The sequence below is a fragment of the Acinetobacter sp. YH1901141 genome (assembly GCF_013416935.1).
Classification (GTDB): Bacteria; Pseudomonadota; Gammaproteobacteria; order Pseudomonadales; family Moraxellaceae; genus Acinetobacter; species Acinetobacter towneri.
In genome coordinates this window covers 1-14,081 of record NZ_VPEY01000010.1, presented here as the reverse complement: position 1 = coordinate 14,081, position 14,081 = coordinate 1, and the positions used below count along the sequence as shown (strand labels likewise).

General features: G+C 41.2%; 14 protein-coding genes. 6 read left to right on the top strand and 8 right to left on the bottom strand.

Annotated elements, in window-relative coordinates:
- Positions 1-340: 340 nt before the first annotated feature.
- The gene (locus tag FTV52_RS07275; RefSeq protein ID WP_179989063.1) at positions 341-1,369 is read right to left on the bottom strand and encodes a lipase secretion chaperone; all 1,029 of its coding nucleotides are present in this window, start codon (positions 1,367-1,369) and stop codon (positions 341-343) included.
- A 143-nt stretch (positions 1,370-1,512) separates the two neighbouring features.
- Between FTV52_RS07275 and truB the strand changes: the two genes are divergently transcribed.
- Positions 1,513-2,418: a tRNA pseudouridine(55) synthase TruB gene (truB, locus tag FTV52_RS07270; protein ID WP_179990370.1), complete on the top strand. Its 906-nt coding sequence runs from the start codon at positions 1,513-1,515 to the stop codon at positions 2,416-2,418.
- Between the two features lie 208 nt (positions 2,419-2,626).
- Positions 2,627-3,085, top strand: coding sequence for a hemerythrin domain-containing protein (locus FTV52_RS07265; RefSeq protein WP_179990368.1), 459 nt, complete (start codon positions 2,627-2,629; stop codon positions 3,083-3,085).
- 10 nt (positions 3,086-3,095) lie between these two features.
- On the opposite strand, the gene FTV52_RS07260 is transcribed toward FTV52_RS07265, so the two are convergent.
- On the bottom strand, positions 3,096-3,974 hold the full coding sequence (locus FTV52_RS07260; RefSeq protein ID WP_154320281.1) for a DMT family transporter: 879 nt from the start codon (positions 3,972-3,974) through the stop codon (positions 3,096-3,098).
- Positions 3,975-4,134: 160 nt separating this feature from the next.
- Positions 4,135-5,367: a phosphoglycerate dehydrogenase gene (gene serA / locus FTV52_RS07255; RefSeq protein ID WP_104852617.1), complete on the bottom strand. Its 1,233-nt coding sequence runs from the start codon at positions 5,365-5,367 to the stop codon at positions 4,135-4,137.
- 347 nt (positions 5,368-5,714) lie between these two features.
- Between serA and FTV52_RS07250 the strand changes: the two genes are divergently transcribed.
- The 3 genes from FTV52_RS07250 (at position 5,715) to FTV52_RS07240 (ending at position 9,310) form a co-directional block, all read left to right on the top strand.
- A complete protein-coding gene (locus FTV52_RS07250; protein WP_004974544.1) occupies positions 5,715-7,124 on the top strand; it encodes an FAD-binding oxidoreductase in 1,410 nt (469 codons plus the stop codon).
- 157 nt (positions 7,125-7,281) lie between these two features.
- On the top strand, positions 7,282-7,653 hold the full coding sequence (locus tag FTV52_RS07245) for a hypothetical protein (RefSeq protein WP_004974545.1): 372 nt from the start codon (positions 7,282-7,284) through the stop codon (positions 7,651-7,653).
- A gap of 427 nt (positions 7,654-8,080) precedes the next feature.
- The gene (locus tag FTV52_RS07240; protein ID WP_179990366.1) at positions 8,081-9,310 is read left to right on the top strand and encodes an MFS transporter; all 1,230 of its coding nucleotides are present in this window, start codon (positions 8,081-8,083) and stop codon (positions 9,308-9,310) included.
- 123 nt (positions 9,311-9,433) lie between these two features.
- Here the strand turns inward: FTV52_RS07240 and FTV52_RS07235 are convergent, their stop codons facing one another.
- The 4 genes from FTV52_RS07235 to FTV52_RS07220 all read right to left on the bottom strand — a co-directional run bounded on the left by FTV52_RS07235 (position 9,434) and on the right by FTV52_RS07220 (position 12,669).
- Positions 9,434-9,730 (bottom strand): DUF3817 domain-containing protein, encoded by a 297-nt coding sequence (locus tag FTV52_RS07235; RefSeq protein WP_004974548.1) that lies wholly within the window; start codon positions 9,728-9,730, stop codon positions 9,434-9,436.
- Between the two features lie 340 nt (positions 9,731-10,070).
- On the bottom strand, positions 10,071-10,613 hold the full coding sequence (sodC, locus tag FTV52_RS07230; protein ID WP_179990364.1) for a superoxide dismutase family protein: 543 nt from the start codon (positions 10,611-10,613) through the stop codon (positions 10,071-10,073).
- A gap of 163 nt (positions 10,614-10,776) precedes the next feature.
- A complete protein-coding gene (locus tag FTV52_RS07225) occupies positions 10,777-11,907 on the bottom strand; it encodes an AI-2E family transporter (RefSeq protein ID WP_373683415.1) in 1,131 nt (376 codons plus the stop codon).
- A 117-nt stretch (positions 11,908-12,024) separates the two neighbouring features.
- Positions 12,025-12,669 (bottom strand): ParA family protein, encoded by a 645-nt coding sequence (locus FTV52_RS07220; RefSeq protein WP_004974554.1) that lies wholly within the window; start codon positions 12,667-12,669, stop codon positions 12,025-12,027.
- Positions 12,670-12,784: 115 nt separating this feature from the next.
- Here FTV52_RS07220 and FTV52_RS07215 point away from each other — a divergent pair, with 115 nt between their 5' ends.
- On the top strand, positions 12,785-13,258 hold the full coding sequence (locus FTV52_RS07215; protein ID WP_004974557.1) for a Holliday junction resolvase-like protein: 474 nt from the start codon (positions 12,785-12,787) through the stop codon (positions 13,256-13,258).
- On the opposite strand, the gene FTV52_RS07210 is transcribed toward FTV52_RS07215, so the two are convergent.
- Entirely contained in the window at positions 13,255-13,827 is a 573-nt protein-coding gene (locus FTV52_RS07210) for a class I SAM-dependent methyltransferase (protein ID WP_042068701.1), read from the bottom strand. The two genes, FTV52_RS07215 and FTV52_RS07210, sit on opposite strands and share 4 nt — an antisense overlap.
- Positions 13,828-14,081 lie beyond the last annotated feature (254 nt).

Genomic DNA, 14,081 nt, shown 5'->3' with positions numbered 1-14,081 from the left:
GTGTTCTTTATTTTTATTACAAGTGAAGTGGTGGCTTCGCTTCCCTCCTGAAAGCTCAGATATGCAAATTGCCGTTGCTTACGGCATGTTATTGTGAGTCATCCTCGACTATTTTTTGTACGCTCAGGTATTTTTTCATGCGTAATTTAGAAAAAACATATCATTTGGGGACAGTTATTGCGCATTGTCCCAGAGATTTGTAAATCTACATGCATATTGATATCTATTTAATATTTATAGACATTTGTATATTAAATCGTTGTGGTGAGTTTGTACTAAAACAGCTTTTCAGGCATAAAAATAGGGCATGTTGAATGCCCCAGTTTCCTATGTAGATATGTTAGTCAGCAAAAGGTAATTTTCCACCTTGATCATGTACCTGTTCAAAGGTTTCTAAACGCAATTGCTCTTGTGGATTTTGAAAATGCTGTCCGCGTAATTGTTTCACGGCTTGTTGCTTGGCTTGATCATTCATTCCACTTTGCATGATTTGATCACGCGCACTTAAATAATCCTCTACTCGTGATTTCCACTGACTGCGTTGCCCATCTAATTGTTCTAAACGTTGGGTTGCTTCTGGACCAACCAGATTTAAACGCATTTGGCGGATTTCAGCAGCAGAACCACCACGTGCTTTAATTGCCGCAGTCAAGCTGCGTAAATCTTGCAAGGTGTTCAGCTGTTCTAAATTTTCTTGCCAATCTTGAGGTAATTGTTTAAATAATTCCTGCAATTGTCGTGCTTTTTCAGCTTCAGATAATTTTTTATCATCCATGACTGCCATGCGCTTTAGGGTATATTCGTGATAGGCATCTTCCGTACCAAATAAACCTTCAATTTCATAATCAGAAAAATATTGTTTACGCAGATTTTGCATGCTGCTAAAAATGCTGCGGTAATATTGCGGATCTTCCTGATTTAAATTCGGTGCTTGCAGTTGTCCAAGCGCATTGCGATAGTCCAAATAACGCTGCCATAAATCTAAAATTTGCGATAAGGCAGGCTCTTTATGCCCTTGTTGAATATAGCTTTTAAAATCACCACGAATCTGTTCAATGCTTTTTTCGCCATATTGGGTAATAAAATATTCAAAACAGTTACGGGTTTGCTCATTCACAATCAGACGATTACTTGCATCGAGTTTAAGCTGACAATTGACTTCGGTGTCCTGCTGACTTGGGCTTAAAAAATTTGCAGCAGGGTTATTTTGCATGGCTTGCTGCATGCTCAAAGCTTGAGATGTTTCATCATTTGAGCTTTGCTGGGGGGATGTATCGGGGGAGTTTGATTGTGGCATCAGCCAATACACCAAAGTTGAAATGAGCAGTATCACTACGCCTAAAACAATCCATATTTTATGTTTCTGCATTCCAATGCACCTGTATATCCATTTTATTTTTTTAATCCTAAGCCCCAAATATGCCATAAAAGTAAATCGCTGTTCTAGAAATGTTGTCATTTATCGCGGCAGATTGTTACCATGACGCAGTTTTGCTTTGACCTATGTGTGCTATGAAATCATCTGCGGCTAAAATCCAGCGTCGTGCCATTAGTGGTGTATTTTTATTGAATAAGCCTTTGGGCATCAGTTCCAATGCAGCATTGCAAAAAGTGCGTTGGTTATATCGGGCGCAAAAAGCAGGACATACGGGAGCATTAGATCCATTGGCTTCGGGTTTACTGCCGATTTGTTTGGGTGAGGCGACCAAATTTTCGCACTATTTACTCGATTCGGTGAAATGCTATCAAACCACCATTCAATTGGGACACAGCACCACCACGGGAGATGTCGAGGGTGAAGTGCTGTTGCAGCAGGCTGTACCTGCATTGAGCCAAAAGAGCATTGAACAGGTATTGGCACAATTTCAGGGCGATATTATGCAAGTTCCGCCCATGTATTCTGCCTTAAAAAAAGAAGGGCGTCCGTTGTATGAATTGGCACGACAAGGCATTGAAATTCAACGTGAAGCGCGTCCAGTCACAATTTATGCCATTGAGTTACTGTCTTTTACTGAACAGAGCATCACTTTGGATGTGACTTGTTCTAAAGGCACGTATATTCGTGTTTTAGGTGAAGACATTGCCAAAGCCTTGGGTACTTATGGACATTTGACCTATTTGCATCGGATTAAAACGGGACATTTTGACCTGATTCCAAGTTATAGCATTGAATATTTGGAAAGTTTAAGTGAAGCAGAACGTGAGGCTTTATTGCTGCCTGCGTATGCACCTGTGCAGCATTTTCTACACATTCAAGTCCCTGAAGGACGCGCTGAATATTTTAGTCGTGGCATGGAAAGTAATATTGACCATCCTGCAGCAGCGCAAGTGTTGGTCTTTGATGGTGAAAAGTGTTTAGGTTTGGCTGAAATTACAGATAAAAAGCGCTTGGTACCGAAACGGGTTTTAAATCTCTAAATTTTGCTCAGATACATAACTTGAATAAAGTGGGTAAGTGAATTAAAGCTTTCTATACAAATAGTTGCAGGAATTCGGATTGATCCTTTATACAGTAGCTAGAGGATTAAAAAACGAAATCAAAACTGACTCCAAAACCGATGTGGATATGCGAGTAGATTCTTATCAATCTGTTCGCCGCGCATGGGTTAAAAATAGAGGGCTGCACATGAATATTTTTGAAGCTTTACGCCAAAGTCACGACATCCAACGAGATTTAGCCCGCCAACTGACGCAAACTTCAGGTGATAGCCCTGAACGTAGAGCGGTATTTGAACAACTTAAAAATGAATTATTTGCGCATGCAGTGGCAGAAGATCGCTATTTTTATATTCCCTTAATGATGACTGATGCGGGTTTAAATATCACTCGCCATGCTTTGGCAGAGCATCATCAAATGGATGAATTACTCGAACAATTAATCGAAACTGAAATGAGCAACACAGGTTGGTTGGCCATTGCAAAGCAACTGTCAGATAAAGTGCATCATCATTTAAAAGAAGAAGAACATGGCTTTTTTCAGCAGGCAGGTAAAATTTTGTCTGAACAGCAAAAACAAAGTCTAGCCAAGCAATATTTGGCAGAATATGAAAAATACCAACAGATGTCTAAAGACAGTTTGGTTTAAACATTCTGGTTTAAATATTCTGCGGCTGTTTGGATTTTTTTACTGCTCTAAAAGTAACGCCGACCGAAGCTAACATAATGCAGCATAAGGCGAGCCATTGCAGTGAAGTAATTTTCTCACCCAACAATACCAAGCCTGTCAGTGCAGCCAAAGCAGGCGATAAACTGGAAAGTGTGCCATAACTCATTTTGCTGAGTTGTTTTAAGGCTTGTAAATCCAGCGCATAAGGAATGGCCGTGGCAAGCACTGCAATGGCAAGCGCCTTGCCCCAATACTGGGTTTCAAAAAGTGCAGGGGCATTGTTATACAGTCCGAAGGGAATTAAAGCCAAAGCTGAAATACTGATGGCGATGGTCAGCGCGTGCATGCCAATATTTTGTTGCACCACTTTTTGCCCAAAATAAATATAAAAAGCCCAGCACAATCCTGCACCTAGGGCACACGCTGCACCAAACAGACTAAAATGATCACCCTGCGCTTGTCCCCAAGGCACCATAAGAATAATGCCTAAAATCGCCAACAACACCCAGACATAATCTTTACGGTTTTGAATGGATAATAAAGCCAAGCCCAAAGGCCCGACAAACTCTAAACCCACCGCAATACCTTGTGGCAATTTACCTAAAGATAGATAAAACAGAATATTCATTAAGCCCAAGGCTGCGCTATAGCACAATAAATCACGCCATTTTAAATGTGCGAGCCGCGACAGAATTTGCCATGAGCGAAACATGATTGCCACAATTACACTGGCAAAGCACAGTCGCAAAATCGTCACAGTAAGCGGGTCAAGCACCTGAAACAATTGTTTGGCAAAAGAAGCACTGATTTGATAGGAGATCATGGATAAAACCATGAACAACACCGCAGTGAGTTGGGCGTTTGGCATGGGGCAGAAAAATACTCAACAGTGTGGAAATGGGAAGGTCAGGCAGATTATAGCAAGTTTAAAAATACAGGGCTGTGGCAACTCAAGGTCATGCCCATAGATCAGACATAAAAAACCACAGTGCTAAGACTGTGGTTTTTTGTAGCATCAGCGTATGGTCTTAGAACAAGACACGTACGCGAATTGTGCCTTCAACTTCGTGTAAAGTATCTAGTGCTTCTTTAGATGCAGTCGCATCAACGTCCATCACTAAATAACCGACATCACCTTTGGTCATAAGTGACTGACCAGAGATGTTGATGCCATGTTCAGCAAACAAGTTGTTGATTTTAGACAATACACCTGGAATATTTTGGTGAATGTGTAATAAACGGTGCTTGCCTTCAGTTAATGGCAATGCAATTTCAGGGAAGTTCACTGCAGACAAAGTCATACCTTTATCTGAATATGCAACAAATTTCTCTGCCACTTCTAAACCAATGTTCGCTTGCGCTTCCATGGTCGAACCACCCACGTGCGGTGTTAAAATCACGTTTGGTAGGTTACGTAGTGGGGAAACAAATTCTTCACCATTGGCTTTTGGTTCTTTCGGGAATACGTCAACTGCAGCACCTGCAATATGACCAGACTTGATGGCATCTGCTAAATCTTCAATCACCACACAAGTACCACGTGCCGCGTTAATGAAAATTGCGCCTTCTTTCATTTGTGCAAATTGTTCTTTTGCCATGAAATTGCGGGTAGATGGTACATCTGGAACGTGTAAAGAAACCACGTCAGCATTTGCCAATAATTCGCCCATAGAGCCAACTTGACGTGCATTACCTAAAGGTAACTTGGTTACAGCATCATAATAAATGACCTGCATACCCAAGCTTTCAGCCAATACTGAAAGTTGAGAACCGATTGAACCGTAACCCACGATACCTAAAGTTTTACCACGTGTTTCAAATGAACCGACTGCAGACTTGTTCCAGCCACCTGCATGTGTATCGGTTGATTTTTCAGGTACGCGACGTAGCAATAAAATTGCTTCAGCCAATACCAATTCTGCAACCGAACGGGTGTTTGAATAAGGGGCATTGAAAACTGGAATACCACGTTCCATTGCTGCAGTTAAGTTCACTTGGTTTGTACCAATACAGAAACAACCTACCGCAATTAGTTTGTTCGCAGCTTCAAAAACTTCTTCAGTTAGCTGTGTACGTGAACGAATTCCAATGAAATGCGCATCTTTAATCGCTTCTTTTAACGCATCGCCCTCAAGCGCCGTTTTACGATAATCGATGTTGGTATAACCCGCTGCATTTAACACGTCGATTGCGTTCTGGTGTACGCCTTCTAACAACAAGAAACGAATTTTATCTTTAGGTAGTGAAAGATGTTGGCTCATTACGGCTCCGCTACAAAGGCCAAATTTAGTGGCGGTATGATAACATAGGAGATGGGTCGATATACATTTCCTTTATGACCAAGAGTGCAGGTATTTTTTGTCAGATATAATCTCTTTCAGAAATATTGCCCAAAATTGCCCTGTTCTTACCACGTTATATTATCGGAATTGCCAATATTCACAGGTTTTTCAAAAAAATCGCTTATAATAAGCGGCGCACATGAAAGCCAACCCACGCTGTTGCTTTGATGCACATATTTAGTCTGCAGTATCTTCATCTTCAAATAGATCAAGATGTGCAGACAGTCGCTTTTCTTCCTGTTTAATTCTTGCTAGGTCTGCAAACGATGAATGCTCCAGTCGCTTTAACCCCTGAGTTATTGACCCAATTAACGGCAATAGTCGGTGAAAACCGTATTAAAACGGATGCTGATAGCCTCCAAAACTGGGGTCGTGACCATACAAAGCATTTTGATCCGAACCCATCGGTCATCGTTTTCCCATCAAGCACAGAGCAAGTACAAGCCATTGTAAAACTGGCGAATCAGTTTAATGTGGCCATTACTCCATCGGGCGGACGTACAGGTTTATCTGCGGGTGCGGTGGCAGCCAATGGTGAAATTGTAGTCAGCATGGACAAGATGAACCAAATCTTGGAATTTTTCCCTGCAGACCGTATGGTACGTGTGCAAGCGGGTGTGGTGACTGAGCAACTACAAAACTATGCCGAAGAACAAGGCATGTATTATCCAGTCGATTTTGCATCTTCAGGTTCTTCACAAATTGGCGGTAATATTGGTACCAATGCGGGCGGTATTAAAGTCATTAAATACGGCATGACCCGTAACTGGGTGTTGGGTCTGACTGTGGTAACAGGCAAAGGAGATATCCTGCGTCTGAACAAAGGCATGATCAAAAACGCAACAGGTTATGCGCTGCAACATTTATTTATTGGCGGTGAAGGCACACTTGGCTTAGTGACCGAAGCTGAAATTAAGCTAGAACGCCAACCGCAAGATTTGCAAGTGATGGTGTTGGGCGTACCTGATTTTAATTCGGTGATGCCTGTATTACATGCTTTCCAAGCTAAAATTGATCTGACTGCATTTGAATTCTTTGGTGAATTGGCGATGCAAAAGGTCTTGGATCATGGTCATGTGCAACGTCCATTTGAAACCCAATGTCCATTCTACGTGTTACTTGAATTTGAAGCGCCATTTGAGCCAATTATGGACAAGGCGATGGAAATTTTTGAACACTGTATGGAACAAGGCTGGGTGATGGATGGCGTATTGAGCCAAAGCCTAGACCAAGTTGAAAGTTTATGGCGTTTGCGTGAAGACATTTCTGAGTCGATTGCACCGTTTATTCCATATAAAAACGATATTTCAGTATTGATTACTCATGTTCCTGCATTTATTCAGGAAATTGATGCAATTGTGGCAGAAAACTATCCTGACTTTGAAATTTGCTGGTTCGGCCATATTGGTGATGGTAACTTGCACCTGAACATTCTTAAACCTGCCGATTTAAGCAAAGACGAATTCTTTGCCAAATGTCAGGTGGTAAATAAGTATGTATTTGATACTGTGAAGAAATATGATGGTTCTATTTCTGCAGAACACGGTGTAGGCATGACCAAAAAACCATATTTGGAATATTCACGTTCAGCTGAAGAAATTGAATATATGAAAGCGTTGAAAAAGGTTTTTGACCCTCAAGGCATTATGAACCCAGGCAAATTATTTGATTTGTAATTCCTTTCGCCTTTCATTTATTTAAGTGAATTGAAAAACGCATCCTCGTGATGCGTTTTTTTATGCCGCTGTTTTAATTTTACATTTCTGTTCTAGCGTTTCTGCGCTAACAGGGCATCATAGAAGCATAAATAATAATCAACATTTTGGAGGAGTTATGTTGCGTTTAATCACGGTTTCCGCATTGGGTGTTGCGTTATTGTCAGGCTGTGCGACTACACAGAATATTATTTCACAAGTTACGCCTGCAGAAACACCTTTGGCGCAGGTACTCAAACAACGTCCAGATTTGCGTAAAGAATTGGCTACCGTTGAAATTCGTCAATACTTTAACCGTGTCGAAGCACCAACTGCGGCAGAAGTAAAAATTACCGAAACAGGCTTAATGGATGATTCGGTACGTTCAATTCGTAGTATTTATCACTTTAAAAATATTAATGGACAATGGCAGCAGGGTGATGTGCAAACCGCTTACTTATGCGCACGTGGTAAAAATACCAAGACTTTCCAAAGCAAAAAATGTCCTTAAATTGCTGTAGGGCTTAGGTAAATCTTGCATGATGTTCTAAAAATGCAACAAAGCGTCTGTGGATAATACTCGTGTTATCCACAGCTTTTATTTAGGATGACTTCATTCGATTCAAAAACGTGTGAGCGCAGCATGTCCATCAAAACGCTAGCATTTCTACACTGTAATGATCGCCTCATTGCCGTGGGTAGTTTTATCCTGTACTTTCGGTATTTCATATTATGAATTGGGCAATACCGTATCGCCTTAACCTGCTGAAGGAGGTGATGCCTAACTTGGTCTGATGTCACATCAAGTGCCGCAATTTATTTAACGGGCTTAAAAAAAGCGCCACAAATTTGCCATTCAACTCTGTTAAACTGCAGTTCAATTTTCTATTTTATGGGCTAAACGTGGCTGACTTGCATCGTTTAGTCCTTTACAACTCATGCCACAGCAGCAAAAAAATACCATTCAACGTGCCACACTCATGTTTCCCTTGGCTTTGGTCTTGTTTGAGTTCGCAGTTTATATTGGCAATGACTTGGTTCAACCCGCAATGTTGGCCATCACACAAGATTTTGGTGTCAGTAGTGCATGGGCAGCTTCGTCCATGTCATTTTATTTGCTTGGCGGTGCTTGTGTGGCGTGGTTATTGGGGCCACTCTCTGACCGTTTGGGACGCAAAAAAGTATTATTGGGCGGCGTGGCATTTTTTACCCTAACCTGTTTATTGATCTTATTGACTCAGAATATTGAAAGCTTCCTTGTTCTTCGTTTTTTTCAAGGTTTTGGTTTGTCAGTCATTAGTGCAGTCGGTTATGCGGCTATTCAGGAAAATTTTGCAGAACGTGATGCAATTAAAGTCATGGCACTCATGGCGAACGTGTCTTTACTTGCTCCCTTGCTCGGCCCAGTCTTAGGTGCATTTATGATTGAGCATGTTTCTTGGCATTGGGGTTTTATCGGCATAGCACTGTTGGCATTTTTGAGTTGGTTTGGACTGAAAGCCAAAATGCCTGAAAATCAGCAGCGTATTTCCAAACCTCCATTTCGAGATGTATGGGATGATTTTAAGCAAGTTTTTAAAAATACCAGATTCTTAGGTTTGACATTGGCGCTGCCATTATTGAGCATGCCTTTAATGTTGTGGATTGCGTTATCTCCCGTGATGTTGGTGGAAGAGTTAGGCTTTAGTAGTCTGCAATACGGTTTGGCGCAGTTTCCTGTTTTGGGTGGTTTGATTTTAGGCAATCTGGTACTGATGAAAGTCATTGACCGTTTACCTTTAGGAAAAACAGTCTTGATTGGTTTACCTTTAATGTTGTTGGGTAGTGTGCTGATCGTATTGGGGGCAATTTGGCAAAGCTATTTTGTTTGGTGTTTGGTGATTGGTATGAGCTTGATTAGTTTTGGTGAGGGAGTGAGCTTCTCAGTCTTATACCGTTTCGCCTTAATGTCATCGGAAGTGTCTAAAGGTACTGTTGCTGCTAGTGTTTCAATGCTATTGATGCTGTGCTTTTTTATTGTGATTGAACTGGTGCGTGTTTTATATATGCGGTTTGATATTTGGGCGTATAGTTTGGCTTGTTTGGTGCTGATAACGCTCTGGTTTAGTTTGCCACGCATGATGCTTAAACAGGTGATGCAGGAGCGAGTTGCTGCAGGGCAGTTTTAAGGGTTTAAATTTTTTAGCTACATCATAAAACAAGGCGATGTGGCATCACCTTGGAAATATTTGATTTATAAATTAAATTTCAGAAAATGTGTAATGTGATGAAAGCTGAAAAGGACTTGCAGATTAAGCTTGTACTGGTTGTTCCATCTTTTTCAATTTAGCATCAAAAACAAACGGACCAAAAGGTAAAATTGAAGCAATTAAGCCCAAAATAAACATTTTAAGAGACCATTTTTGTTTTTCGCAAACCACAAAAAGCACCACTAAAAATGCGATAAACAATACGCCGTGTCCCATACCTACATATTTCACTAAAATTGGGTTATCGAACATATATTTCATGGGCATAGCAATAAATAACAACAATAAGAATGAAATACCTTCTAGGAACCCAACCCAACGTAATGTTTTAATGTTCATGCCCAAATCTTTTTCATGTCGATAAAACAGCAGTGTAGCGCAAATAGTGACAATCGCAAAGACGAGCTGTTGGGAGCTCTGCACATTGATGAGCTAGATACGATGGCTGCAAAATTGAGCTAATTTTGTGCAAAATAGTAGCAAGTTATTCAAAAACGAGTAAGTGTGGTTATGAAATACGACCGATATAAAGCAAGAAGAGCTGCATTGAGTGTCGTTTGAGAATAATCCTCAAAAAGATAAATTTTACTTTTTGCGGATAAGTCGAAAGGCATGTGTATAACCCTTAACTTATCCACAATTGGTAATAAATGTTTTATTGAAAATGCATCATGCTCGCTTAAATAATCCCACAGGCAATTCGCTCACCGCCGCCGCCCAATGGTTTTGGATGGTCGGCATAGTTATCACCGCCTGCATGAATCATCAAGGCCAACCCTTCAACTTGTGCCAATGTTAAACGGGGTGCAATCACAGTCACTTTAGCTGTTCCGTCGTTTGCAACACTTAAAGCCGGTAAGTCCCCTAAATGTCCTGTAAGCGGTGTACCATGATTCGGGATATTTTTGGGATTAAAATGTCCGCCCGCTGCTAAAGCAGCAACCATTTTTCCATCTTTTTCTGCTGCTGCACATGAACCTTTTTCATGGATATGAAAACCTCGTTCCCCTGCAGGGAGTTGTTGGAGTTGGGTGTGAATGACTAAGCCTGCTGCACTGTCACGTAGTTCGACTGTACCTAATTCTTTGCCAATCCCTTGTGCTGAAACAGCATGCATTTTCACTAATTTTGATTTTTCTTGTGTGGTTGCGGTGGTGCTGCAACCCATGAGTACGACACCACTAAAAGCAGCAAGACTGGCAAATTTAAGTATTGAGCGCATAAAAGACATCCTGTTTGTTGTGCATAATATTTAGGGATGTCTTGATTGAAACAAAGTTAGCCACGTTACAATACAACGTTTGCGTAGTAGTATGTATGTACTGTGTTGAGCTGATTTGTTCAGATCAACACAGCTAAATGAGCAATATGATCAGAAAGAAAGCTTAATTAAGCTTTGAATTGGAAGATGAATCGTCTTCGGGTAGGTCGTGGGCAAGTGTGGCTTTAGGCATCATTAAAGCTTCGGGCTGATTGTTTTCATGCAACCACTCACGCCAAATAGCGAGTAAGACTGCCAAAATCACAGGGCCAATAAATAGACCAATCAGACCAAAACTGGCAATTCCACCTAAAACTCCAAACATGATCAACAGGAATGGAATTTGAGTGGCACCCGAAATCACCAAAGGACGAATCACGTTATCAGCAGTGCTGACCACACACACGCCCCACGCCATCACACCAATGGCTTCCATGGTATGCCCTTGGCTAAATAACCACAGCGACACCGAACCATAAGCTAACGGTGGGCCAAACGGAATTAAGGCAAATAAGAAAGTCACAATGGTCAGTACCATCGGATTAGGTACCCCAGCGACAAAATAGCTCACGCCTGCGAGTAAGGCTTGCGCAATTGCGGTGAGTCCAACGCCATAGACCACAGCACGTGTGGTTTCAGAAATAGTATCTAAATAGTGATGAATACGTGGCCCAATCACCATTTCCAAAGCTTTGCTGACTTGATGCAAAATGGTGTGACCATCGCGGTAGAAAAAGAATAACGATAGCAGGGCAAAACCAAGTTTGATTAGGTTTTTGCTGACTTCATTAATCACCACTTTGCCGTAATTTAAATGCCCTTGAATCCATAAGGAAATGGATTGCACAATGCTGTTCGGATCGTGATTAATTTCTTTAAGGGTGCGGGTGACTTCTTTACCAATAATAGGTAAATTGCGAATGAAATCAGGGACATTTAAGTGTCCGGAAAAGACCTGTTTTTGTAATTCGTAATATAAGTTGCGACCTTCATGTTGCAGGATAAAAATGGCAAAAGTGAGTGGAATGCCGACCACCAACGTGACCATCAGCATCATTAAGGCTGCGCTAAGCGTAGGACGATGACCGCATAAACGTAGCACCGACTGATATAGTGGCCAGCTCATATAGGCAATGATTGCTGCCCAAACAACAGGAACAATAAAATATTTGAGTATGTGAAAACCCAAAAAGATCAGGACAAAAAACAGTCCAAACAATAAAATTTTTTGTAATGTTGGCGCGTACTGTTGCACTGAATTCACTGAAACATTCCTAAGGTCATGTGCCATATTAACTGAAAAAAAAGCTCCCGAAAACGAGAGCTTGGTAAGTTCTGGTGAATAAGTTCTAAACGGTGGCGATTCTAGGCTTTAAAACCATTGAGCAGGGTCATCTACAATGGCATTCAGTACAGGCTGCCATTGATCTTGCATTTGCAGATAAGTTTTTTGGGTTTTATCAAAAATACTTAAACCTTGCATTGCCAATTGTCCATAGGCTGCACGTTCTGAAATCCATGCCACAGGCTGTTGCTCGATTTTCTGGAAAAAATCCTGAATATCTTTAGAGCTGGCAGAGTTGGGTTTGACCCGATTGGCCAGCAGCAAAATTTGGACTTTACCTTTACGAATCCGCTTAATGTCTTGTAAGTGTTTTAAGAAGCGGCGGGTTGAGTCAATATCGAAAAAAGAAGGTTGCAGCGGAGTAATAATCGCATGCGCTTCACTAATCAATTGCTCGGCATGTTCGCCCGATAATGCGCCAGGTGCATCAATAATTAAATATTCAATGTTTTTGGGTGCATCGCCAATCGACTTTTCATGACGCCAATCTAAACTTTGAATTGGAGCGGCTGTTTCTGGTCGTTGTTTTAACCATTGCAGCGCAGATTTTTGATTGTCGGCATCCGCCAAAGCAACTTTATAGCCTTTTTGTGCAAGCGCAGATGCTAAACTAATAGCCGTAATGGTTTTTCCACAGCCACCTTTTTGGTTGGCAATTAATATAGTTTTCATGACCCTCGAATCGATTTTAATCTGCTCATCCCTAGCATATCATTGTTTTGTGCTCGGAATATGACAGTTGACAAAAGTCGTATCGAGTTCTGCAAAAAAGGTTTAGGAAGGTTTTATGTCAATCTGGATGGCGATGCTGATTGGTGCCTGTATAGGCGTGGTGCTGACCACCTTAATTTTAAGCAATAGCCGCAATGGACGGATTAAAGCCGAGTATGAACAATATATTGCAGAAATTGAACTGTCACATCAGCAGGCATTATTGCAGGCACAAAAGCGCAGTGTAAATACCAGTCGTGCGGTACTGAAAGGCAAAATGGCAGAGCAATTAGCACCGATTATGCCCGAATTTCAGTATTTACCGAGCGATGCCAAATTTTTAGGTGATCCTGTTGATTATATCGTGTTTGATGGCTATACCGATTATCGGGATGGCAATGGGCATGCCGAAGATATTGCAATCGTCCTAATTGATATTAAAAGTGGTGGCGCACGTTTGACCAAAGGTCAGCAAGCAATTGCGCAGGCCATTCAGCAGGGCAGACTGCGTTTTGAAACCATTCGGATTGATTTTGAGGATTGTGATTAAAGAGGTTTATGTACTCGCGCCAATAACATGCGCTGTGCAAGACTTGGAATGCCTGCAATATCAATATATTGGACTTCACCCAATTCAAAACCAGTTTCGAGTAGGGCAATTTCAATGTCACGGTTTAAGTGACAGCCATCTGCAACTTTCTTTTGAATTGGTGTGAGCAGATGTTGCAAACGCTGAATATTTAAGTTTTGTCGATTTAAAACGTGTTCTACGAGGTGCAAAGTGCCGCCCGGTTGTAAGACACGATAAATCTCTCGCAAGCTTTGTTCTAGGTCTGGAATACTGCACAACGTCCAAGTGGATACCACATGCTGTAATTGATTATTTGCAAAAGGCAGTTGTTCTGCACTTGCGGTGATCTGCTCAACCACGAACGGTGCTGCATCAATTCGTTCCTGCGCCAATTGGAAAATTGCTGCATTGGATTCTAAGGCATACACGGTATCTACACCTTGATAAAAAGGTAAATTTAAACCTGTGCCAAAGCCAATTTCCAAAACTTCTCCCGATACGCTCAATAAAAGCTCTCGTCGCAAATCCATTAAGGATGGGGTTTGCATGACTTGATTCAGCAAGTGCGGAAAAATATGTTTTTGAAAAAATTTATCCACTGGAGCGTAAAACCTCGTGGTTCAGCACGAGGATACAAGCGACTGGAGTAAATCATATGAACGACACGAAATGTCTTTTTAAATACTTGTACTATAGTCACTATTAAGAAAAATACTGTTAAAATAATTGGATGAAGACACTCAAATTACGCATAAAAGACAAACATTGCAAGGTGCTAAATCAGTTAGCATCCGAAGTAAAT